The organism is Lacipirellulaceae bacterium (genome assembly GCA_040218535.1).
Classification (GTDB): domain Bacteria; phylum Planctomycetota; class Planctomycetia; order Pirellulales; family Lacipirellulaceae; genus Adhaeretor.
This window is the reverse complement of record JAVJRG010000005.1, coordinates 587,588-609,734: the sequence shown is the minus strand read 5'-3', so window position 1 is coordinate 609,734 and position 22,147 is coordinate 587,588. Positions and strand designations below refer to the sequence as shown.

General features: G+C 56.5%; 17 protein-coding genes and 1 riboswitch. Of the genes, 7 read left to right on the top strand and 10 right to left on the bottom strand.

Annotation, left to right across the window (positions count from 1 at the left end):
• The first annotated feature begins 5 nt into the window (after positions 1-5).
• Entirely contained in the window at positions 6-788 is a 783-nt protein-coding gene (locus tag RIB44_02710) for an enoyl-CoA hydratase/isomerase family protein (protein MEQ8615484.1), read from the top strand.
• Between the two features lie 241 nt (positions 789-1,029).
• Positions 1,030-1,109, top strand: a riboswitch (cyclic di-GMP riboswitch).
• 451 nt (positions 1,110-1,560) lie between these two features.
• Here the strand turns inward: RIB44_02710 and RIB44_02705 are convergent.
• A complete protein-coding gene (locus RIB44_02705; protein MEQ8615483.1) occupies positions 1,561-3,222 on the bottom strand; it encodes a terpene cyclase/mutase family protein in 1,662 nt (553 codons plus the stop codon).
• A gap of 227 nt (positions 3,223-3,449) precedes the next feature.
• On the opposite strand from RIB44_02705, the gene rpmG reads away from it, so the two are divergent.
• The 3 genes from rpmG to RIB44_02690 all read left to right on the top strand — a co-directional run bounded on the left by rpmG (position 3,450) and on the right by RIB44_02690 (position 6,565).
• Positions 3,450-3,629, top strand: a complete 180-nt coding sequence (rpmG, locus tag RIB44_02700) for a 50S ribosomal protein L33 (protein ID MEQ8615482.1) — start codon at positions 3,450-3,452, stop codon at positions 3,627-3,629.
• An 87-nt stretch (positions 3,630-3,716) separates the two neighbouring features.
• Positions 3,717-5,471, top strand: coding sequence for a single-stranded-DNA-specific exonuclease RecJ (gene recJ / locus RIB44_02695; GenBank protein ID MEQ8615481.1), 1,755 nt, complete (start codon positions 3,717-3,719; stop codon positions 5,469-5,471).
• Between the two features lie 347 nt (positions 5,472-5,818).
• Positions 5,819-6,565 carry a hypothetical protein gene (locus tag RIB44_02690; GenBank protein ID MEQ8615480.1) on the top strand — a complete coding sequence of 249 codons (747 nt, stop codon included), beginning with the start codon at positions 5,819-5,821 and terminating at the stop codon, positions 6,563-6,565.
• A gap of 27 nt (positions 6,566-6,592) precedes the next feature.
• Here RIB44_02690 and RIB44_02685 read toward each other — a convergent pair whose 3' ends face one another.
• The 5 genes from RIB44_02685 to lysS form a co-directional block, all read right to left on the bottom strand.
• Entirely contained in the window at positions 6,593-7,879 is a 1,287-nt protein-coding gene (locus RIB44_02685) for a M48 family metallopeptidase (GenBank protein ID MEQ8615479.1), read from the bottom strand.
• Positions 7,880-8,312: 433 nt separating this feature from the next.
• On the bottom strand, positions 8,313-9,170 hold the full coding sequence (gene ilvE, locus RIB44_02680; GenBank protein MEQ8615478.1) for a branched-chain-amino-acid transaminase: 858 nt from the start codon (positions 9,168-9,170) through the stop codon (positions 8,313-8,315).
• Positions 9,171-9,310: 140 nt separating this feature from the next.
• On the bottom strand, positions 9,311-10,114 hold the full coding sequence (locus RIB44_02675) for an ABC transporter ATP-binding protein (protein ID MEQ8615477.1): 804 nt from the start codon (positions 10,112-10,114) through the stop codon (positions 9,311-9,313).
• A 7-nt stretch (positions 10,115-10,121) separates the two neighbouring features.
• Complete coding sequence (locus tag RIB44_02670; GenBank protein MEQ8615476.1) at positions 10,122-11,675, bottom strand: FtsX-like permease family protein; 1,554 nt, start codon at positions 11,673-11,675, stop codon at positions 10,122-10,124.
• Between the two features lie 115 nt (positions 11,676-11,790).
• Complete coding sequence (lysS, locus tag RIB44_02665) at positions 11,791-13,416, bottom strand: lysine--tRNA ligase (protein ID MEQ8615475.1); 1,626 nt, start codon at positions 13,414-13,416, stop codon at positions 11,791-11,793.
• 239 nt (positions 13,417-13,655) lie between these two features.
• Between lysS and RIB44_02660 the strand changes: the two genes are divergently transcribed.
• Complete coding sequence (locus tag RIB44_02660; GenBank protein MEQ8615474.1) at positions 13,656-14,375, top strand: hypothetical protein; 720 nt, start codon at positions 13,656-13,658, stop codon at positions 14,373-14,375.
• A gap of 109 nt (positions 14,376-14,484) precedes the next feature.
• Here RIB44_02660 and RIB44_02655 read toward each other — a convergent pair whose 3' ends face one another.
• From RIB44_02655 to RIB44_02645, 3 genes are all read right to left on the bottom strand, one after another.
• Complete coding sequence (locus RIB44_02655; GenBank protein ID MEQ8615473.1) at positions 14,485-16,131, bottom strand: malectin domain-containing carbohydrate-binding protein; 1,647 nt, start codon at positions 16,129-16,131, stop codon at positions 14,485-14,487.
• A 117-nt stretch (positions 16,132-16,248) separates the two neighbouring features.
• A complete protein-coding gene (locus tag RIB44_02650) occupies positions 16,249-17,238 on the bottom strand; it encodes a transglutaminase-like domain-containing protein (protein MEQ8615472.1) in 990 nt (329 codons plus the stop codon).
• A gap of 199 nt (positions 17,239-17,437) precedes the next feature.
• The gene (locus RIB44_02645) at positions 17,438-17,977 is read right to left on the bottom strand and encodes a hypothetical protein (protein ID MEQ8615471.1); all 540 of its coding nucleotides are present in this window, start codon (positions 17,975-17,977) and stop codon (positions 17,438-17,440) included.
• 443 nt (positions 17,978-18,420) lie between these two features.
• Here RIB44_02645 and RIB44_02640 point away from each other — a divergent pair, with 443 nt between their 5' ends.
• Both RIB44_02640 and RIB44_02635 read left to right on the top strand, forming a co-directional pair.
• Positions 18,421-19,407, top strand: coding sequence for a hypothetical protein (locus RIB44_02640; GenBank protein MEQ8615470.1), 987 nt, complete (start codon positions 18,421-18,423; stop codon positions 19,405-19,407).
• 98 nt (positions 19,408-19,505) lie between these two features.
• Complete coding sequence (locus tag RIB44_02635) at positions 19,506-20,402, top strand: aminotransferase class IV (GenBank protein ID MEQ8615469.1); 897 nt, start codon at positions 19,506-19,508, stop codon at positions 20,400-20,402.
• A 48-nt stretch (positions 20,403-20,450) separates the two neighbouring features.
• Here RIB44_02635 and RIB44_02630 read toward each other — a convergent pair whose 3' ends face one another.
• Positions 20,451-21,836 carry an AAA family ATPase gene (locus RIB44_02630; GenBank protein ID MEQ8615468.1) on the bottom strand — a complete coding sequence of 462 codons (1,386 nt, stop codon included), beginning with the start codon at positions 21,834-21,836 and terminating at the stop codon, positions 20,451-20,453.
• Between the last annotated feature and the right edge of the window lie 311 nt (positions 21,837-22,147).

Sequence of the window (22,147 nt, the reverse complement as noted above, 5' to 3'; positions counted from 1 at the left end):
CACGTATGAGCAACTCGATCAAGGTAAGCACTTCAGGCCATACGGGTACCATTGTCATTGATGGCGAGGACGAGCGAAACTTCCTCTCCGCTGCAATGGTAGGCCAACTCGAAGAAGCTTTGGACGATCTTTACTACACAAAGGCAGTCCGCGCGCTGGTACTCACCGGCAGCGGCAACCACTTTTGCTCAGGTCTGCAGCCCCAGCCGAATCAAGAAGCGTTATCCCCCGAGGATCAAGTGAAGCAGTGGGGCGAGGAGGCCGGCCAGTTGCGTGATTTGCTAGTCCGAGTCATGGAAATCACCAAGCCCGTAATCGCTGCCGTCAACGGCCCAGCCCTTTCCGCAGGGGCAGCGTTGGTTACCGCGGCTGACTGCGTGGTTGCCGGAAAAAGTGCCACGTTTGGTGTTCCTGATACGCGGATGGGCTTGGTGGGCGGGTTGGCGACAACACTCGTCTCGTTCCGACTCGGTGCTGGAAATGCCGCCCGCTTAGCACTCACCGCAGGAGAAATCGACGCCACCGAAGGCCATCGCCTCGGCTTGTTTCACGAAGTGGTCGAAGACGATCAAACCTGGGCCCGCGCGAACGCCCTAGCCGGCGAGATTGCAGGCTCGGCCCCCGAAGCCATTCAACTAACCAAACGGCTGATCAACGAAACACTCGGCGAAACGCTCTCGACCCAACTCTCCGCGGCAGCCGTCATCGACGCGACGGCAAGAACCACTGAGGCAGCAGCGGAGGGGATTGCTGCTCAACTGGAGGGGCGTAAGCCGGAGTGGAAGTAGAGCTAAACTGCCGATAGTGAACAGAAACTATTGGAACCACGGATGAACACAGATCGACACAGATAGTGCTCTTGCAGGACACAAAAGAGAATTCTTATCCGTGTTTATCAGTGTTCATCTGTGGTTTCTTACTTTGCGATCCTAGCTTTCTCGGTGGCTCAAAAAAACTTGGAAAACGCATTTGACTACCCCCAAAACGCGACATAGGGTTCAGTAGCGTCCAAGAATTGAACGCCAGACTATTCGCTCAGGGCAAGCCGGTCGCAAGGCCGTGCACGCAAAGCCATGGGTCCCAGAAGATGGGATCGCCAGGCTGCCGAGAGTCTTCGCACGGATGTGTGTCGATCTCTCCCTCTAACTGCCCAATTCACCAGAGCCTAAGAGTGCCTGTCGCACTTGCCTTGTTACCTTGATTCGTTTGTAGCCGGTTTCATTAACTGGTTATGCAGTCTTCCTGCCCCTGACTGCGTAACCACCCGTCGTCCGTCTTCGTCTGTTTTTCGAGCGCCACCTGCCCCTGTCGTCGTTGCCCTTATCCAAGGTTTGGGTCAACTTTTGAGAAGCAGCGAGGCGGACGACCTTTTTTCAGCTCCTTTTCCAATCGACTCTTCGCCAAATCACTCCTCTCCCTAGAGAAGTTTCGAGGATAAGCTCGGTCTGCAAGCCCAGTTGTGCCCTCAACTAGCAGCCGGGCTTATCCTCACTTTTTTTCTGTGTCGTCGGTGGAAAAGAGTTCACACACCTAGCGTGAAGTCTCCGCAATCTCAAAAAGCTACTGCGCCTCTAGCGCCATCTCCCGATACAACGGCATGTACCGGTAATAGACCTCAAGGGTCATAATCGCCATCGCAGTTGTGTAGAGCCGTCCCCCTTGCGTGCTATGCGCTTCGGGGAAGTACCAACTCCCGCGCTCGTGTCCCCGCCGGGCTTGCGACTCGATTAAGTACTCGCGCATCTTGGGGTTCCACTTCGTCCAGCCACGACCCCCGGCATGATGAAGTACCAGCGAAGCGTAGTAGTTGAAGTACATGTGGTTCCGATCGGGCCGTTCGGTGCCCAGTTTCGCCACGCCTTTCCGCAGGTGCGGACGGCTGAGCGGCCAGCCGGTGACCATGCGGCAGAGCAAACCGATCGCCGTGTTGCTGCCCGTCGGCTTTTCTCCAACGCGATAGCGATACTTATCATCCTCGCGTTGGACTGAATCGAGAAAACCTTCGATCTTCAGCCACGTTTCATAGGGAACCTTCAATCCGCCGAGCGTCGCGCTTTTCAGCGCCATCACTTGCCAGCCGCTAACCGTGGTGTCGCCACGACTGGGCGTCTCGAAACCTGGTGAATAGCGCCAGCCACCATCTTCGTATTGTGCGTTCACAATGAAATTCACAGCTTCCTGCGCCGGTCCTTTCAGCTCGGAATCGCGCGTCATCCCATAGCCTTCGGTCAACGCCAGGGTCGCGATGCCGTGCGAGTACATGTTGTCGCCACCCCCACGCACAAGATCGACTGCCGCCAAAATACCAGGGTCGCGTCCGACCTCGTTGCTCATAAAACGATCGCGCAGATCTCCGCCGTGCGAAGTGATTGCCATCACTTCGGAGAGATAATACAACCCGCTTTTCACTTCGTCCTGATAAGGCCCGTCCTGATGGGTGTAACCTGCTCCTAGAAAACAAAGCAGCGCGAGTCCTGTCGATGCCGTGCTCGAACGGAAGTAACCCGAGTCGCGACAATTGCCCAAGCAGTTCGGACAAGCCTCAAGATCGAATCGCCAAGAACCGTCCTCCCATTGGTGGGCGGCCAACCAAGCAAGTCCCGCTTCAACCGCGGCCTCACTAGCATCGGTGCCTCCGCCAGCAAGTGCCGCTTCGCGACGATTGCCAACCCTGCGGGCGTCGAATCCGCCCCCCTTCAGTTTCAAGGGAGAAGTGATCGCCGTGTTGAACGAAGGCATCGAGGGCAACACGGCGACTTGTTCAACCGCCTCGACTTGCGGCACCGTTACCAATTCAGCCGCCACGCTCTCGGTGGAGCCAATCGTCAGGTCGGGCGACCCTGGCAAATCCATGCCTGCGCTCAGGTCGCTACTCTCATCAATCAGAAAGTCGGGCGACTCGTCAATTTCGACGCTCGACAGAGCCGTCAACTCCAACGGCTCGCTCTTGCGAAGCTGAAAGAACAATGCTGAGAGAGCCAGGGCGATCAGCAGATGGATCGCTGCGCTCACCAGCCAGGCTGAACTCCTGCCAATGAAACGGCCAACCGACGGTGATTGAGACTCATGCTGTTTCTCTTCACTCAGCTCGTTAGAGAACAATGGCGGCAGCGTGACTTCGACATGCGAGGCACGTGGAACCCCATTCTCAAGAGTGCCTCCCGACTCCTTGGTCTGGGGCGGCAATTCCGCTGGCGGCGTATTTGGGGGTGAAGGAGTCAACGATTCGTCGCCAAGCGAGAGTGTTCCGGTCTCGGGTTGCCAGTCTCCGTGCCGGCTTTTCGACTGTTTAGCACTGCCCTCCCCTGCCTCGATTATACCCGCAAGCTGGGGTTCGGCGGACCGAAGAAATCACCACTGGAAGACCCGAGTGGATCGGGGTACACTACGCGATTCGCATAAACGCTTGAATACCAGCTTTATTCCTCCATTTCTGAGACTCTAGACCGATGGCCAAGAAAAGCGGCGGCAAACGCAAAAAGAAAGTCGAAGTTGTCTTCCTCGTTTGCGAAGAGACCGGCGACTACAACTACACGATTCGCCGAAAAATGGGCGGCGAAAAGCTGAAGCTCAAGAAGTATTGCCCACGGCTACGCAAGCATACGATGCACACAGAGAAGAAAAAGTAAGCCTCGTGGCTGGGGCTTCCAGCCCCAGTATTTCTTCCCTGCCTCTTATTCTCTTTGCATCACTGCGGCTGGAAGCCACAGGCACTCATGCCCAAGCGCTGGCGAATTCATCGGCACGATCCTTCCCGCGTGGCGGAGTTGGAGCGTTCCGCGGGGGTCTCGACCGTCGTCGCGCAGTTGCTCATCGCTCGCGGAATCAGCCAGCCTGATGAGGCAAAGCTTTTCTTAGCACCAAAGCTCACGGGTCTTCGTGACCCAGACCTGTTGCCAGGCAATACTAGAGCAGCAGAAATCTTATGGGGTGCGGTTCAGGCGAACTCACGCATCGTCGTCTACGGCGATTACGACGCCGACGGCATGACCGCCACGGCAATTCTCTATCGCTGCCTCCGCCTGCTCAACGCCGACGTTCACTACTACGTGCCCAACCGCATTGATGAAGGCTACAGCCTCAACACGGAAGCGATTCGCTCACTTGCCGCGCAGAAAACTGACCTGATCGTCACCGTCGATTGCGGCATCGCCAGTCTTGCCGAAGCAGACTTGGCGGCGGAACTAGGCATGACGCTGATCGTCACGGACCACCATCAGTGCGCCGAGCGACTGCCGCAAGCCGCTGCCATCATTCACCCGGGCCTTCCTGACAGCGATTATCCTTTTCCTGGTCTGTGCGGAGCAGCCGTCGCTTTCAAACTCGCTTGGGCACTCGCACAACAAGCGAGCGGCGAAAAGAAAGTCACTGACCGCATGCGCAACTTTCTCCTGCAAGCGGTCGGCCTTGCGGCACTGGGAACGGTCGCCGACGTCGTACCGCTCGTCGATGAGAACCGCATCCTCGTCCACCACGGACTAAACAGCCTCACGCATTCGCCGCCGTTGGGGCTGGAAGCCTTGATCAAGGTCACCAAGCTCAACGAAAAACGCCAACTCGAAGGGGAACATCTCGGCTTTCAACTGGCACCGCGATTGAATGCCGCGGGGAGACTTGGGCAGGCAGAAATCGGCGTGGAACTGTTGACCACCGACGACCCCACCAGAGCAGAAAAGCTCGCCCATTATCTGGACGAGTTGAACGAGGAACGCAAGTCGCTTGAACGCAGTATGCTGCTCGCGGCGGACAAACAGGCCAAAGAGAAATTCGATCCAGAGAACGACCCGGCACTCGTCCTCTCCAGCCACGACTGGCACCCGGGCGTCATCGGAATTGTCGCGGGACGCCTGGCCGAAAAGTACAACCTGCCCACGATCCTCATCGCCGGCGATCCGCTCGGCGTGAAGCCGGGAATTGGCTCTGCACGGAGCGCCCGCGGGTTGAATCTGCACCAAGCTCTGGCCGCTTGTGATGATCTACTCGAGTCTCATGGCGGTCATGCTGCTGCTGCCGGCTTGAAAATCACCGAGGCAAAAATCCCCGAGTTCCGCCGCCAGTTCTTCGAGGTCGTCCGTCAAGAAATCTCCAGCGAGGATCGCCTCGCCGAACTGAGCGTCGATGCTGAGACGGCGCTTAATTGTCTCACTCAGCAAACCGTCCAGCAAATCGAAAGCCTCGCCCCCTTCGGCCACGGCAACCACCGCCCGGTACTCAGTGCTAGCAACGTCCGACTTTCTGAAGCCCCGAAACGGATCGGCGGCGGCGGACGGCATCTCTCAATGACCTTCGACCAGCACGGCGTGAAAATCCGCGCTGTCGCCTTCGGCGGCGGCGACTGGTGCGATGAGCTGGCAGCAATCAACGGGGAGCTTTCTATCGCTTTCCGACCGGTGATCAACCACTTCCGTGGGCGGGCGAACGTGGAGATTCATCTGGACGATTGGCAAATCGAACAGAATGGCGAAGTGTGAATCTCGCGCAGAGACGCGGAGACGCAGAGGTTTAGCCACAGATGAACGCAGATAAACGCAGATGTCACTTTTGCTTTGGAATCAGCTGAGAACCACAACGCCCAGCATTCTTCTACTTACCCGACTCGCTGCAGAATTGCTCTTCAACAAGTCTCGCTAGGAATCTGCGTTTATCAGCGTTCATCTGCGGCTCTCATGACTTCTCTGTGTCTCCGCGTCTCTGCGCGAGTCATTCGTAGCTAGCATCATCAAAAGGTCGGACTGACATTTACGCAGCTATCGCTTATTGCGTACTCTACGGCCAGTGAAATCCCCGTCTTTCAGTCTCTACCCGTGGTACGCAAACCATGAGATTCGCTAGCACGCTTCTCGCCCTATCGATTTGTCTGACTCAATCCTTGCTTGCTGAAGCCGCTGAAGAGTTTCGCATCGAAACGGATGTCTTCATCGGTCAAGAAGAAGAACCGGTCAGCCAAAGCGTGACCATTTTCGAGAAGGAAGCGGTCTATGATTTCGCAGAAAAACCTGCGCAGATCGTGGTTTATCGCGACGCCACCAAAGAACGCGAGGGGGAGTTCATCCTGCTCAACCCGGAGAAGCGGCAACGCACCGTCGTGCCCACCTCCAAAGTCGATACACTAATGCGGAAGCTGGCCGATTGGGCCACCAAGCAGAACGACCCCATCATGCAGTTCTCTGCCCAACCGGTGTTCCAAGAAGGTTTCTCCAGAAACACTGGGCAGCTCTCCCTACGCAGCCCCCAATGGAGCTACGAGGTTCGCACGACCCCCGCCGATAGCAAAGCCGCCCTCACGCGGTATCGCGAATTCACCGATTGGTACGCCCGCCTCAACTGCATGCTGCACAGCACTCCCCCTCCCGGACCGCGTTTGATCTTGAATCAAAAGCTCATCAAACACGAGGTCGTCCCCGAAGAAATCAACCGCCGCATCGCCGGCCAAGATGTCGATGTCCGCGCGAAGCATCTTTTCAGTTGGCGACTCTCTCGCGCTGACCGTAACCGGCTGGATGAAGCGCGGAAGTATCTGGCGAGCTTTGAGAAAGTTGAGGCGAAGGAGTTCCTGAGCCGGTGAGAAAACTCGCTTAGCTCTTTCTCACGACTAGGCCTCAGCCCAACCCGCCTTCGACGCCGTGATATACTCCCTTGGCCCAACAAGCGAATCTTTCGGCACATTGGCCCCAAAGGTCCCCATGTAAAGGTGCCAAGTGGTCGCCTCGGACTGACCTTTGAAGTCCGTGAATAAGGCTGCGGCCGGAGCTTTCAAGCTGAACGCCCCCTCGTCGCCCAACTTCTCGGCAGCCTTAATCCGATCAGCGTCACACGGGTGCGTATCGTACCAGTTCGTCTTCTCCTTGAGAGCCTCGCCAACGATTTCATCGGCGATATTCGGAGGCATCATCTTGGTGTTGAGGAGGATTAATGCTGGCAAGTCTTTCACAAGTCGGCGGCTGCCAAGGTGTTCGAAAATCTGGGCATTTGATAGTTCCGAGGCGACACTGAGCAGGCGCATTTTCCGCGACGTGGAAGCGAAGGCCTTGTGCCCCGCGAAACGTGTTTCGCACCGGTCTGCGTCAAACTCCATTTGCCGCAGCAATAATCCGCTTACCCCGACCCCGATATGCATGAGAACCCATAGCACGCCACGTCCAAGAGCCACACCTCCTTGGGCAACTAAGATGATCCATCCGACCCGGATATCTACATCTTCGGTGGCAGAAGAAAGAGTCTCATCCCATTGGTCGCGCTCGTAAACCACCCGCATAAACCAAGACGAAATGGAGCGAACAACATACGACAGCCGCATCCCCGCACCCTGCGAAAAATGGCCAAACTCGTGAGCAAGCACGCCACCAAACTCTCGTAGTGACAATCCGGCAACCACTGGCAAACCAATTGTCAGGACCAAGTCTCTACCCAAGAAACTCAAGAATCCACGGCGGAACGAAGCCGAGGCGTTCACATCGCAATCAATATCAATTCGCTTCGGAACAGGCGAACCGACCGCTTTGCAGACCTTCTCGACGAAGTCAAACAACAGGGGCTCCCTATCACGATTGAGCGAACGAAACCGTTCAACCTTGGCCGGTCTTGCAAGCAACGGCTTGATAAGAAAAAAGATGATGATTGGTCCAATAATGCCCGGTGCAGCATAAACCAGGAACACCAGCACCCTCGCGCGACCGCCGCCACGCATCTGGAGCATTCCCGTGTGGTTGACGAAGTGATAGTAGACCCCGTAACAGCAGACGGCGATCAACAAGAGATAGACCGCGACTAGTCCGACCATTGTCATCGCAGCAAGCATAATTCCAATGCGGTAGGCAATCGAGGGTCGGTTCTTCTTCAGCTTTTTATCAAAGGCCGCTTCCAAGTGCTGATGAGTCAACTTCGGGGACGGCGATGACTTTTTACTTTTGCCAGAGGCGCTTGGCTTTGCTTGAGAAAGCGGCTTCTTCGGCGGCTGCGCGATGCTAGCCTTAGAAGATTGCGCGGGCTTCGAGTCTGGTTGACTACCATCCTTGCTTGGTGCAATAACAGGAAACTTCTGCTTGCACTTCGCACACGTCGCGCTCTTACCAATGGCAGCAGAGGCAACCTTGTACTTTGCTTGGCAATGAGGACAGGAAACCGAGACGGGCATGGCACTGCGAGAAGAATCAGTTTGTGCCGACATCAGCTTTGCTGGCCGCCACAGGGCGTTTGATAGATCAATTTATGATAATCAAACCCAGCGGCAGTGGTAGGAAGTAGCGTAGCGATTGACAGATGTGTGAACGCATCCGTTGTAATCCGCCCGATACGCGTTCATCCGCGTCCCATCAGCTACGCACCAACTCATGAAACCGCTTCTTCAGATCAAGCGTCATTGGCCCCGGCTTACCATCACCGATCACCCGGTCATCAACTTTCACCACGGGCACCACTTCAGCAGCGCTGCCGGTCAGGAAGCACTCATCGGCGACGTAAACGTCGTGCTTGGTGAGAGAAGTTTCCGCCACGTCCATCCCCGCTTCGCGGGCAAGTTCTAGCACGGCATTGCGGGTGATGCCTTCGAGAATGCCCGCATTGAGTGGCGGCGTCAGCAGTCGGCCATGTTTCACTAGAAACAAGTTGTCGCCGGTGCATTCGGCGACTTCACCCTTGTGGTTGAGCATCAGGGCTTCGACACAACCAGCCTTCAATCCTTCGATCTTCGCGAGGATATTGTTCAGGTAATTGAGCGATTTGATCCGTGGGCTAAGCGCTGCTGGGTGGTTGCGAATCACGCTGCTTGTGATCAGTTCCAACCCGTGGTCGTAATACTCTTGCGGATAGAGGGCGATCTTGTCAGCGATCACAATGATTTGAGGATTGCTACAACGGTTGGGGTCGAGCCCCAGAGTCCCCGCACCGCGTGTGACCAACAGTCGGACGTAGCCATCTTCTAGCCCGTTCGCTTTCACTGTGGCATCCACCTGGGCCTGCATGTCCGCTTGGCTGATCGGGATTTCCAAACATATCGCGCGGGCCGATTCATAAAGCCGCGTGATGTGCTGCTCATGCCGAAACACCTTCCCACCGTAAATCCGCATCCCTTCGAACACGCCGTCACCGTAAAGCAAGCCATGATCAAAGACGCTTACGGTCGCCTGTTCTTGAGGGACGAGCTTACCGTTGATCGAGACTTGGCGAGACATGGGTAGAAGTGATGAAGTATGAGTGATGAAGGGTGAATCGTTGGGTGCCGTCGTGAAGGGTTCCTACCAAGACGCAAGGCATGCCTTTTACGACAGAGTGACAGACCTGCAGGTTCGCTCAACAGATGAGCGACTGCTTGCTATCCCACAATCCGACCCTCGGCAATCTGCACCGTGCGGTCAGCCTGCTCGGCAATCCACGGGTCGTGCGTCACCATGATGATAGTGAGGTTCTGCCGCTGATTCAACTCGCGAAGGGTTTGCATGACCTGCTCGCCGGTCGAACGATCGAGGTTTCCGGTCGGTTCATCCGCTAGCAAGACGGAGGGCTCTAGCATCAACGCCCGGGCAATGGCCGTCCGTTGCATTTCGCCCCCGGAAAGCTCACTCGGCTTGTGCTTCGCTCGGTCGGAAAGGCCCACAAGCTCCAGCAACTCAATCGCCCGCTGACGGTACCGTTTGCGGTTTCTCCAATAACCGATGGTCGATTCGGCAATGTACACGGGGGCGAGCACATTCTCCAAAGCCGACAACTCCGGCAACAAATGATATGCCTGGAAGATCATCCCAAAGTAACGGTTCCGCAAAAGATCGCGACTCGCCGCGGGAAGGTTATCAATGCGGTTGCCCTCGAATAGAACCTCACCTGCGTCCGGCTTGTCGAGTGTTCCCAGCAAATGCAACAACGTACTCTTTCCGCTACCACTCTGGCCGATGATGGCGACAAACTCACCTTCGTTCACGCTGAAGTCCACGCCCTGCAGCACAGGGATCCCAACCGTGGCCTTCTGGTAGCTCTTAAACAGCCCACGACACCCCAAACAACCACCGCTCATCGGCTTAGCCATCGCGTCGTTGTTGTCACTGGTGACCAGCCGAAATGGGTTTGCTCGCGGCGCAACCTTCGCGTGGCTCAATGGACTACTAGCGAGTGTGCTACTCATAACATTCCTATTCGTAACGAAGTGCCTTCACAGGATGAAGCCGCGCCGCTCTACGCGCCGGGAGAATACTGGCCGTCACGGCAATCAATACCGCGCCGATGAGAATCCACGCCACCGTAAACGGTTGGACGATTGTGGGGATCTTGTAGAAGTAATAGACCGAAGGATCAAACACAGGCGTGCCCGTCAGCTTCCCGAGCCCGTCAGCAATCTCATTGATATAGCGAACGAACAACCAGCCGAGAATGAAACCGGCCCCAGCCCCAACCAACCCTAGGCTAAAGCCATAGGTCAGGAAGATTCCCATCACGCCCGAGCCCGAAGCACCTAGCGATTTCAGAATCCCAATGTCGCGTGTCTTTTCGACGACAATCATGTAGAAGATCGCCAAGATGCCAAAACCGGCCACGGCAATGATCATGAACAGCAAGACGTTGAGTACAGCCGTTTCCATTTGTACCGCGGCTAACAGTGGCCCCTGCTTATCGCGCCAGGTGCTCACGACGTACAACTCAGCCGGGAAGACCTCACGCAGCCGATCGCGCACGGCTTCTGCGTTCGCTCCTTCTTTCAGCTTGATCTGAATTGAAGAGAACTTGCCGATGCCGGTCGTCGGATCCACCAGCCCGCGGCTCTCCTGCAAAGCTCGCAACGGCACGAATGCGAAGTTCGCGTCGTACTCGTTCATCTTGCTCTCGTAATAATCGACGATCGTGTATAACTCGCTGATCGCCTTGGGAGGCTTCGACACGCCTGGGAAGCTCACCTTCACGTCGTCGCCAGGCAAGGCGAGAAAGTGATCCGAACCATCAGCGAGCCGAATCCCCGTGATACCAATCCCCAACACAATTCCTGCGTGCTGTTCCGTCTCGGGATCGAAGTCGACACCCTGCTCTTCTCCGTTCTCTGCCGCCTGCTTGGCAAACGGATCGAACACGCCGGCCTGCTCAGCGGGGGAGCCCGTCGATGCTTTTGCGGCAGCAATCGCGGCGCGTTGCTTTTCGAGCATGCCTTTGTAGCGGCGATATCCCCAGCCGGCAGTTTCCATCTGCTTACGAGGCTTCGCTTTCGCAGGGTCCTCCGCTTGGGAATCAATCGTGTCGTAGCCTTTTTCGCGCAACTGGAAATCAAGCTGCTTACGATTCTCAGGATGCTGCAGGTACTTGCCGAACTCGCTCACCCCCGCGTAGGTTTCTTGATCGATTCCCACGAGCGTGACCTGTCGCGTGACACTCTGCTGCGTGCCATCCCGGCCATAGACATCGAAGTACAGCAGCGAGGGTACCGTAACGGTCGGCGACATACCGACGACTTCCTCGCCAACCGTTTGGCGAATGGTCTCCATGTGCTGCTTCGCATCCGCCACGCCATCCATGCTACGAGCGTCAATCACCACGTCGCCCAACATGCCATTGAGCCGTGCCTGCATCTCATGCGTAAAACCGGCCATGACGCTGTTAACGACAATCATCGTCGCCACGCCGAGCGTCACGCTCACAATGCAGATCAACGCAATATAACGCGTGCGAAGATATCGCCAGCAGAGCAGAAGTTTGTACATCGACCCATCCTTGGGTTTCTTGTCACATAATGTTTACATCTATCTCGTAACCCGAAGCGTAAGCGAGGGGACTCTCTTGCACAGCTTCTCCCTCGCTTACGCTTCGGGTTATGATTTATTTCTCCGGTCGCAACAGCGGGAACAGAATCACATCACGAATCGATTGTGTCCCCGTGAGCAGCATCACCAAGCGATCAATCCCAATCCCCAAACCGCCCGCCGGGGGCATGCCGTGGCGGAGGGCGCGGATGAAATCGTGGTCCATCTTGGCCATCGAATCTTCTTCGCTCAGTCCAGAGAGCTGCGTCTTAAACAGTTCTTCTTGCAGGTCGGGGTCGTTCAGCTCCGTGTAGGCATTGGCGACCTCCATGCCTTGGATGAATAGCTCGAACCGTTCGGCAATGCCCGGATCGTCCCGCTTCCGCTTGGTCAGCGGGCAGATGCTCGCCGGGTAGTCGGTGACGAACACGGGGCCCACGAGCGCATCCTCGACCTTCTCTTCGAACACATCGTTCTTGATCACGTCAGGGTGACGATCCGCGGTTGGGATGCCAATCGATTGGGCCAACTCCGCGACTGCCTTTTCGTCGTTCGGATCGACACCTGCGTGTTGGGCGAACAACTGGTTGTAAGTCATCCGCGCAAATGGCGGCTTGAAGTCGATGGTTGTCTCGCCCCACGGCAAGCAGTAATTCGCTTCGCCCTCGGGCTGAATCGCTTCGATAGCGTTCACGATGCACGCCTCGGTCAGGTCCATCATCGACTCGTAATTGCCGTAGGCCTGGTAGACCTCAAGCATCGTGAACTCAGGATTGTGCTTCTGGCTGATTCCCTCGTTCCGATAGACGCGGCCTAGTTCGTAAACGCGCTCGATGCCCCCAACAAGGAGCCGCTTGAGGTGAAGCTCCAACGCGATCCGCAGATTCAGATCTATGTCCAATGCATTGTGATGCGTCTGAAACGGCTTCGCCGCCGCGCCACCAGCAATGCCGTGGAGCGTGGGGCCTTCGACCTCGACAAACCCTTGCGAGCCAAGCGTCTGACGAATCGAAGCGACAATCCGCGTCCTATCCAAAAATCGCGGCAGCACCCCGTCGGTATGGATCAAATCGAGGTAGCGTTGTCGCTGACGCAACTCGGGATCTTGCAGGCCGCTGTGCTTGTCAGGTGGCGGAGCGATCGACTTCGCCATGAAGTGCAGCTTCTCGGCAAGAATCGAAAGCTCGCCCGTGTTGCTGCGGATCAGTGTTCCGTCGACACCAATCAGATCGCCCAGATCGAATTGCTGGGCCAGTTCCCAATCGTCGCCCACCTGCTTCATGCCGACCATGACCTGCAGGTCACCCGTGAGGTCGCGAATGTCAATGAAGTGCAGCTTCCCCTTGTCACGATGCAGCACAATCCGGCCCGCAGCACGGACCTTCGGGCCAACCAACTCGCCTCGTCCTTGATCCGCTTTCCACTGACGGAAGTTCTTACGGTCTTCTTCACTCTCCAACGGCGGAAGCTCATGAACAGTCTCCCCGCCATCTTCGCTGGGCACCTTGTAGACGATCTCTCCAGCACGGGTACGAATCTCGCCAATTAAGGAACGGTCATCGAAGCGGCTACCCCAAGGATCGTGGCCTAACTCTTCAATCTTGGCCAGTTTCGCGCGGCGATTGGCCTCCAAAGTCGAAAGGTCTTCGGCGGGCGGGCCAGCTTCGTTGGAAATCGTTGCGGTGGAGGAATCGTCGGACATGGGTCTGTGAGACTGGAAAGCGGGGAAAGCGAGTCAAGATTCTAGTGCTTACGCAAGCACGGTCAACGTCAGCCGAGCGCGGCTTAGCCGGATTGGCTAGCATCGCCATGCTAGCACAATTCCCTCTCAAACTCTGCGGGTCTCAACATTGACCCCTGTCTTGGGGCCTCCTACGCTTCCCGCCGACGAGCAAGAGTCATGGAAGACACTTCTACCTCCCCTCGAAGGAGAAGCTCCGCATGAAGCGCCCTAAGAAGTATCTTGTTGGGACACTCGCCAGCCTGCTACTCATCACCGCGGGAACCACGTTCTGGGCATGGCGTGCTCTGCAAGACGTGTCGCCTTTCTATCAGCAGGCACTCAAAGTCGAACCCCCTCAGCTTCAAGCCGAAAGCGAAGAGTTAAAGAACCGTGTCGCTCGTCTAATCGACGAAACCAAGAAGCCCAAACCCTGGCAGACGGAATTCACCGATTCGCAAATCAACGGCTGGTTAGCCATTGCCCTCATGGCACAGTACGCGGAGCGAGTCCCCGAGTCGCTCACAGATCCGCGCGTAGCGTTCGAGGACGATCACATCACACTGGGCTTGCGATATCGCGAAGGCAAGATCAGTACCGTGATCACACTGGTCGCCACCCCCAGAATCGTGGACGCCGACATGCTGGGCATCCGATTGGATAGTGCCCATGCGGGCTCGCTGCCTATTTCCACAAGCAAGATCGCGCGGAAGATCGCTGCGGGTGCCGAGAAGATGGAAATCCCCTTGGCTTGGACTGAAGAAGAGGGGTCGCCCGTAGCGCTCTTTCCTCTAGCGGCAGCAATCTCCTCGGTCGGGCAACGGCGTCAACTTGAAACTCTTCAAATCGAAGACGGCAAACTCCGCTTTGCTGGTCGCACTTCGCTGGAGGACACGACGAAACGCTTGGCTAGTCGCGAAACAGAAACGCGAAGCAGATAAGTTCCTAACGGAGTAGGCCGTAACGAGCGACAGTGCTGTTACGGCACTTAACAATTGAAGAGCCGCCATGCCGTAACGGCACTAGACCTTGTTACGGCCTACTTCGTGATCAACTCGAAAAACGGCTTTCAAGCTCCGCGAAGAATGCGTCCCGTTCCTCGACGTCCTGGTTGCTCTCCGACGCACGCGCTGCTAGGGCAATCAGATCGCTAGAGGTTTGAGAAGCGGCAACCGCTGCTGTCGTTTCGCCGTATGTCTCTTGCCAGACAGTCAGATCCTGGGCATCCACGGCTTCATCAAGATTCGCATCGCCGTCGCTGCGAATTGCACCCGAAGTCGTCCCCGAGCCCCGTTGCCACGCCAGGAAATCCAGCCCCTCAACCGTTCCGTTACTATCGAAGTCGGCAGAAGGTTCGAACCGTCCAACCAGCCAACTAAACAGATTGATGGCGTACTGGGTGTTGTCTAGTCGGTTGATGTTGGTCCCAGCACCATTTTGGTTGAAGAACGTGTTGCGGTCGTAATGCCCGGCAATTCGCCCATCGTCTGCGTCGGCGACAACCAACACGGCGTCGTTCGCTGTGGAAGGTCGAGAGCCACCCTGCATGTTACCGCCAAACGGTGGCGTGTTCACACGCGTATTGCCTTCCGCCCGAGCGAGAATTGTCTCCGTGACGCCAGTGCCAGGTGAACCCACCATGATCGGCGTGACCCCTTCTCCGTCGAACGAGTTCACGCCACTGAAGATCGGATGATCAGGCACGAGGAATTCACCGCTAGAACGCGAGATCGTATACGTCCCCTGATCTTGATTCATCGTCCAACCGAAGCGGTCGAGGAACTGCTGATCAGAGTTCGACGCATCGGCCCAGTTGCCACCGAAGTTCGCGTCCGAAATGAATAGGACAGCGCCTCCACCACGTATGTAATCCTCAATCGCATCAACTGCCGCGGTATCGTAAACGGCATTGTTCGAACCAAGGACGATCGCATCGTACTGGTCGAGGTTCATGGTCTCGAAGTCGATATGAATCCCCGCCGCTGGTCCCGATGAGGTTTCAGAACCTTCGGTGATTTGCTCAAGGACAAAACCTGCGCCTTCGAGTGTGGTAGCAAGCGTACCCCAACCGTGATTGCCGCCGCTGGTGGAAAAGTTGGTAATGTCCGCGAGCTGCTCCGTGCGTTGAAAATCGTTACCCGCTTCCAAGAAACCGCCCGTGCGATCGCCGCCACGCACAAACAGCACCCGCTCGCCACCTTGCACTTCACCAATCACTTCGATCGCGCTCACTTTCGCGTTATTCACCTCCGTGAGAAACTCCATCGTAATCTGCCCACCGGCGGTAGCGGTTGCCGTAAACTCTTCGATGACGGCCTTATCCTCACCGCCGGCTTCCACGAAGACGTCGTAGTCGTCGATCACTTTCGTGCCATTGATCTCAACGTCAAAGGACCGCTGGCCACTGGCGGACCAGAAGATCTCCGCGAAGTGAAGCCGTATGTCGTACGAGTTCCCGGGGATGAGCCCCGATTGCAGATAGGTGAAGTCGGAGCCATTCGAACCGGTTCGCTCCGTCTGGTAGACAGCAGCGGGAGCCGGATCGACGACTCCGGACACGTCGACAGGCGTCGAAGAGGTAAAATTCGTGCCGCCGGTGAACGAATTGCTCGCGGCAAACATTCCAATGGCCGGCCCACCCGCGTTGACTGCTGTGAGCAAGAGCCTCGGCTCTAGCGATTCAATGCGCCCCCTCATCTCGCGACCTCCTAGTGTTCCATATCCCCCTCAGAATCTGAGCAATCGCTCAGCAGTGGAGATTATAGCCAAGAACAGAAGTCGCGGCACGCAAGGCGAACCAAAGTCCACAGTTACCTAGAATAATTGTCGGTAATACTTCACTTTCGGCTTACCGCCACCAGGCGTTGGCAGGCCAATCAGGAAGTCGGTCGCGTAGTTCAGCCGCTCGCGTTTCTTCTCAGGCACTTGGAAGTTATCGCCCTTCTGCATGATGACGCGAGCCGTGGGCATTTCGCCAAAGGCTTTCGTCCCTGCGGATTCAACGGGGAACCACTGACCACGCTCCTCGCCATCCTCAAGGTAAAACTCCGCGTATTGATGTTCATGCGCCCAAACCATCCGCGCGGGGATTTTCTCAGTGCGACACATGGCCACGAACAGTACGCTCACCGCTTGGCAATCGCCTTTGCAAAGTTTCAGCGCTTCGACCGAAGAGATGTTTTCACCTTCGACGTACTCGATCTTGTCGAAGGCGTAATCGTAAAGCGCCTCGACCTTATCCCAGTCGCTCGCCTCTTTGGACAATTCGGCGAGAGCCTCTTTCACGGCACCACGAATCTTCCGATGATTCACGTCAATGTTTTTACTCCGACCCAAGTAAATCCGCTGGTCGCGGTCAACCTTCTTAGGAATCGCAAAGTGATCGGTCTCCTCTGGCGGCGAAATGGTCTTCGTGCGAACGCGATAGGTCAACAACGCCCGCGCTTCAGCACCGGAATTGAGACGCGGAATACTCAAAGCCAATTGCTTGGCCTCACCACCCTTCACGTCGCGAATCCGCCAGTCTTCAACCTCGGCGGTGATGTCTTCCTCCTCAACGATCACTTCCTGTTCAGGAAAATTGATCGGCACGGGGACCGTCGAGAAGATATTCTGCACAGCGCCCCGAGTGGCTTTGACCGTTACCCCGACTTTGATTTGGAACTCGACCGTTTGGCCATACTCAACGAGTGGAGCCTCGTTGTCAGCGGGAGCCGCGATCTGTGCTTGCGCGATGTTCACGGCCAAGCCGTAAGCGATCAACGTGGCGTAAAAAAGTTTCGGAAGCGTCTTCCAACCATTCATCATTCATCACTCATCGTTCAACACGGTTCCAATACGTTCATCATACCTCGAACGCTTTCGCTTTGGAAAAGCGCGATTAAAACTCAAAGGGCGCAAAAAAAGCCGCCCGACCGTGTTCAGGATGGCACGGCAAGACGGCTCGTAACGATTTTCAGTTCTACCATTTGCCGCTTCGCTTGCGACGCGACAGGTGCTCTTCTTAGTAGCCTCGACGATTCGAAGGTCGCGGATCGTCTTCGCGACTACCACTTCCGCTAGGACTCGGCGATGAGGAACTTCCCGAGTAGTCCCGATCAACCACGCCTCCCTCGATCACTTGGCCTTCGTAAGGAGCACCGTCGTAAACCACGCCGCTGTTGCATTCCGCACAGCTCGCGTCGCCACCGCCCACATAACCGCCGAAGTAGCCGCTGGATCCGCTAATCCAGCCCTGTCCGCAACCACAGCCACAGTCGCCGCAGGAACCGCATACGTCGCCGCACGGCTCGCAGCACATGGGCTGACAAGGAACGCAAACCGGAGCCGCCCCGATGGGGGCCGCTTGAACGATCGGCGGGGCCTGCATCATGGGAGGCGCCTGCATCACCAGAGGCGCACCAAGTTGAGCAGGAGCCACGGTCGTTGTGCCGCACGGGGCGCCACGACGGAACAGACTGCGTACTTTTCCAACACAACTCGTACAACCTGCGTTACCAGCGGTAACCGCAGCCAACAACAAGAATGCTAGTGCTTTCCTCATGATCCGTACTCCTACGGAGTGCGAACGTGCCGGTCAGGGAAACCAGCAGGGACGCACGCTTCGCTTGGGGAGGGAGCTGAGACGAACCGTGCTTCGTTGCACAAGCCTCTCAGCCAATGGGGGGACCCCAAAGGCACTGCTTCAGGATGGGGACAGCGCAATCGAGGGCATTCAAACGTACCTCACAAGAAATGATGTGCAAACGCAACGCAGAATTTTTTTAGTGATTTCTTTTCGCAACAGCCAATAGAAGCACACAACGCGAGCAACTGAATCGTACATCTCGGATTTTTTTGAAAACCTAACCGCACACCTGCAATTTGCGTGCTACGTTTCCATAGCCCGCCATAAATCAAATCTCGGAGTCGGGCCAAAGTTCTGCATACCGCACGAAGCGGTAAGCATGTACGTCGAATAAGTTCACGTCCATTCTCCCGCGAGACATGAAGTCACCCACCCCATCCAACCCTTGGCGGTTGCTGCTGTTGCTATTGCTCTGCGTAAGCGGTGCGCGACAGGCATCCGCACAGGATCAAATATTCCTCGTGAGTACACGAGGCATCGGCACGAAGTGCAGCGCCGGGGCCATGCGTTCGGGAGTACATTGCGAACAACTCTTTCGCAACTCCAGTGGCAAACTGGTTTGGAAAACCGCGCCTTGGAGCGCCATCGCTAACGACGCAACACCTACGGTCGTCTACGTCCACGGCAATCGCATCCCTAGTGGCATCGACAAGCCACACGGCTTGCAGGTTTACGAGAAACTCGCTCGTAGAAACCCAGTGTCGCAACTGCGGTTCATTATTTGGTCTTGGCCATCAGAACAAATTCGCGGCCAATTAAAGGACTACCAAGTGAAAGCGGCACGCTGTCGTCCGGTCGCGTGGCAACTCGCTTGGGTTATCGATCAGTTGCCCGCGAATACTCCCGTGGGCATCGTTGGTTATAGCTACGGGGCTCGCGTGACCACAGGCACGTTGCATCTTCTGGCTGGTGGCAGCTTGAGCGGGCTAAAACTCACGCACCGCGAACACCCCAGCCGCCCTACAATTCCTACCGTGCTGATTGCCGGTGCCGTTCACCAGAATTGGCTCACCCCGCGGGGCTACCACGGTCGTGCCGGAAAAATGATTGACAGCCTCACGCTCGTTAACAATCGCCACGACCCCGCCATGAAGTTCTACGCCCTCGGCGTTGGCGACCGTGGTGCCACTGCGCTCGGCTATGCGGGCATCGCGGCTCGCTCGCTAACGAAGATCCACGGCAAGTTCCGCTCGCTCGATGCCACCAGCGGCGTGGGACGCGATCACTCGCTGCACAAGTATCTGGCAGCCGCGCCGCAGATTGGCTCGCTCCGCGACCAGGTCGTCGCCAAACGTATGCCAGCAAATACCGCCGTCGCTGAGTACCAACGGGACTCGCGTTCCTAACAGCTCCGAGCCGTCAGGCGTAAGCCGTCGGGTTGCACGCTCGCAAGCAGACCGGAGAGCTAACGCCTCTCGGCTCAGAACAGGTTACAATAGTAACCATGCACGACGTCACGGCTTACTGGAATGGCGATTGGGTTCCCCAAAGCTCACTGAGCATCGCGCTCGATGATCTCGGCTTTCTCATGGGCGTCACGGTGGTCGAGCGTCTTCGTACGTTCAATCACGAACCGTATCGTAGGGATGAGCACATGCATCGGTTGCGACGCTCGCTCGAAATCGTCGGCTGGAATCCGACGCTCGCGAAAGAGGTCGAGTCTGCCCTCAACCACTTTGTCGAAAAGAACTCAGTTGCGATGCAACCGGGCGACGATTGGTCACTGGCTGCGTTCATCACACCGGGAAAATCGTTCGACGGCAGCAAACCCAATGTCTGCGTCCACGGTAATCCCCTTCCCTTCGCGACTTGGGCAGAGCATTACGAAACAGGAATCGCCGCTGAAATCGTCGACACACGCCAAACGCCCGGCAACACGTGGCCCACGGAACTCAAATGCCGCAGCCGCATACATTACTACCTGGCTGATCGCGAAGCTCATGCGAAAACGCCAGGGGCTAGAGCGATCCTCCTCGATCAGAACGGCAACATTGGTGAGGGGTCGACTGCCAACGTGATCGCCTACTTCAAAGATCGCGGGCTTGTCACCCCGAGGCACGAATTCGTCCTTCCAGGAATCAGCCAACAAGCCGTGTTTGAAGTCGCAGCGCAACTGGGCGTTTCCTGCGAGCAAGCAGACATCACCCCAGAAGAACTTACCCACGCTGACGAAATCTACTTCGCCAGCACTTCGGTGTGTTTGCTTCCCGTGGTACGGCTAAACGGCAAGCCGGTTGGCTCAGGCGAAGTCGGGGCAGGCTACCAAGCACTCCTCGAAGCCTGGAACGCCGACGTCGGCGTTGAAATCGCCAAGCAAGCGCGAACATTCGCAAAGCGCTAACCCAACCGCTTGCGGCTTAGCCGTCACTAGGCTTACAGCAACCTCGGACTACAGCCCAGCAAAATAGTTATGCACCGCCACATCCACCGTGTCGCGCGAAACCTCTTTCTGAACCCCCGTGAAATCACAAAGATTCGTAATTTGCCTTAAGAGATCCCGAGGGTGGCAATACCGCAGTGGCCGGTTCTTCGTGCGGAAGTGGCGTTCGATCAGGTATTCAACCACCTGCGGATTACACGTGCATTCATTGCTGCGTGCTAACTGCAAGAACAGCTCGGTGAACTGTTCCTCGCTGGGGCTTGCCACTTCAATCTTGTAAGGAATCCGCCGTAAGAAAGCTTCGTCGACTAACTGGCCCGGCTCAAGGTTTGTGCTGAACACCAGCAGCATCTCGAATGGCGTACTCACCTGCCGCCCGCTGGCCATGTTCAAGAAGTCGTAGTGCTTTTCCATGGGCACAATCAGCCGATTGAGCATCTCTGAGGCCGGCATCCGTTGACGACCGAAGTCGTCAATCACCAACGCTCCGCAATTCGCTCGCATCTGCACGGGCGCTTCGCAGATGCCTGTCGAAGGATTGTATTGCAACTCAAGCTGCGCCATCGTCAGTTCGCCACCGACAACAATCGTCGGACGTTGAATCAAGATCCAACGACGGTCCCAAGCAAACTCACCAAGCAGTTCTTTCACTTCCGCTTCGTCAACGGCCACGTGGCTCCGTGGATCGTAGAGGCGCACCAACTCGCCATCAATCGTTACCGTGTGAGGTATCCACACGTACTCCCCAAAGCTGCTAACAACGCGTTCGGAAACGCTCGTCTTACCATTTCCTGGAGGGCCATAGAGGAACAAGCCGCGACCATCGTTAATCGCTTGGCCGAGCTGACTAAGCAATGCGCCTGTCAGCTTCAACTCGTGGAGGGTTTCCTTCAAATCAGCTAGTGTGATTTTGCTATGCTTCAGCGACTGTTGTTCGACGGAGTCAATGTAAGCCTCCAGCGAAACCGGCGCAACACCTGCGTAGGTGCATTGCTCCGACAGCCGCCGCGCGTGATCGTGCCCCGCTTCGGTCAACTGAAAGACATAGTCCTCCAGCCCTGAAGACCCTTTAATCGAAACCAGCAGTTCCGCACGCAAGCGTTCAAACGCTTCGAGGACCAAAGGCCGAGGCAGCCCGCAGTTCTCGGTCGCCGCCCAACTGGTCGCCGTTCCACGAAACAGCAGTAGACGAAGCAACAGATTCTCAACATCTGGCCCCGTCAGACCGCAATCTTCGAGCGACGCCGGCTCCGCAGGCAAAAAGCCTTTCAGCGAACTCGGCGTCCCCCCGCTTGCGTCTTCGCCGTTAGGCGTCGAGGGAGGAACAATGCCAGACGCTTCGTCAGCGAGAACACTTCCTGCAACCAGCGAGGGATCCATGAGTGGTGTCGTCATCACAGCAACCGAGTTTGGGGACTTATCCAAGGATTAAAGAGACTCTCCAAGCAAAACATGCGTCACCCCCGCGTAGCTGTCCAACTCGCACCCTTCTCCAGAACGACACTCCCTGCGATCAGCCGCAAACCCGGACGCTTTATGACGACTGGTTGGGTTCTACCGAATAGGTCCCGCGCAGAGACACGGAGACGCAGAGTGACTATTAGCAAGCCGCAGATAAACGCCGATAAACGCGGATTTGATTCTGGGAACTGTTGGCTGCCTTGAGGACTAAAACAATACTCTCTACCCGGAATAGTAATGAACAA

Excerpts from the sequence above, each read along its gene's own strand:
- RIB44_02630 (MEQ8615468.1), bottom strand. The coding sequence starts at position 21,836 with ATGACGACACCACTCATGGATCCCTCGCTGGTTGCAGGAAGTGTTCTC.
- RIB44_02645 (MEQ8615471.1), bottom strand. The coding sequence starts at position 17,977 with ATGAGGAAAGCACTAGCATTCTTGTTGTTGGCTGCGGTTACCGCTGGT.
- RIB44_02675 (MEQ8615477.1), bottom strand. The coding sequence starts at position 10,114 with ATGAGTAGCACACTCGCTAGTAGTCCATTGAGCCACGCGAAGGTTGCG.
- recJ (MEQ8615481.1), top strand. The coding sequence starts at position 3,717 with ATGCCCAAGCGCTGGCGAATTCATCGGCACGATCCTTCCCGCGTGGCG.
- RIB44_02690 (MEQ8615480.1), top strand. The coding sequence starts at position 5,819 with ATGAGATTCGCTAGCACGCTTCTCGCCCTATCGATTTGTCTGACTCAA.
- RIB44_02660 (MEQ8615474.1), top strand. The coding sequence starts at position 13,656 with ATGAAGCGCCCTAAGAAGTATCTTGTTGGGACACTCGCCAGCCTGCTA.
- RIB44_02710 (MEQ8615484.1), top strand. The coding sequence starts at position 6 with ATGAGCAACTCGATCAAGGTAAGCACTTCAGGCCATACGGGTACCATT.
- lysS (MEQ8615475.1), bottom strand. The coding sequence starts at position 13,416 with ATGTCCGACGATTCCTCCACCGCAACGATTTCCAACGAAGCTGGCCCG.
- ilvE (MEQ8615478.1), bottom strand. The coding sequence starts at position 9,170 with ATGTCTCGCCAAGTCTCGATCAACGGTAAGCTCGTCCCTCAAGAACAG.
- RIB44_02640 (MEQ8615470.1), top strand. The coding sequence starts at position 18,421 with ATGAAGTCACCCACCCCATCCAACCCTTGGCGGTTGCTGCTGTTGCTA.
- RIB44_02655 (MEQ8615473.1), bottom strand. The coding sequence starts at position 16,131 with ATGAGGGGGCGCATTGAATCGCTAGAGCCGAGGCTCTTGCTCACAGCA.
- RIB44_02650 (MEQ8615472.1), bottom strand. The coding sequence starts at position 17,238 with ATGAATGGTTGGAAGACGCTTCCGAAACTTTTTTACGCCACGTTGATC.
- RIB44_02635 (MEQ8615469.1), top strand. The coding sequence starts at position 19,506 with ATGCACGACGTCACGGCTTACTGGAATGGCGATTGGGTTCCCCAAAGC.
- RIB44_02670 (MEQ8615476.1), bottom strand. The coding sequence starts at position 11,675 with ATGTACAAACTTCTGCTCTGCTGGCGATATCTTCGCACGCGTTATATT.
- rpmG (MEQ8615482.1), top strand. The coding sequence starts at position 3,450 with ATGGCCAAGAAAAGCGGCGGCAAACGCAAAAAGAAAGTCGAAGTTGTC.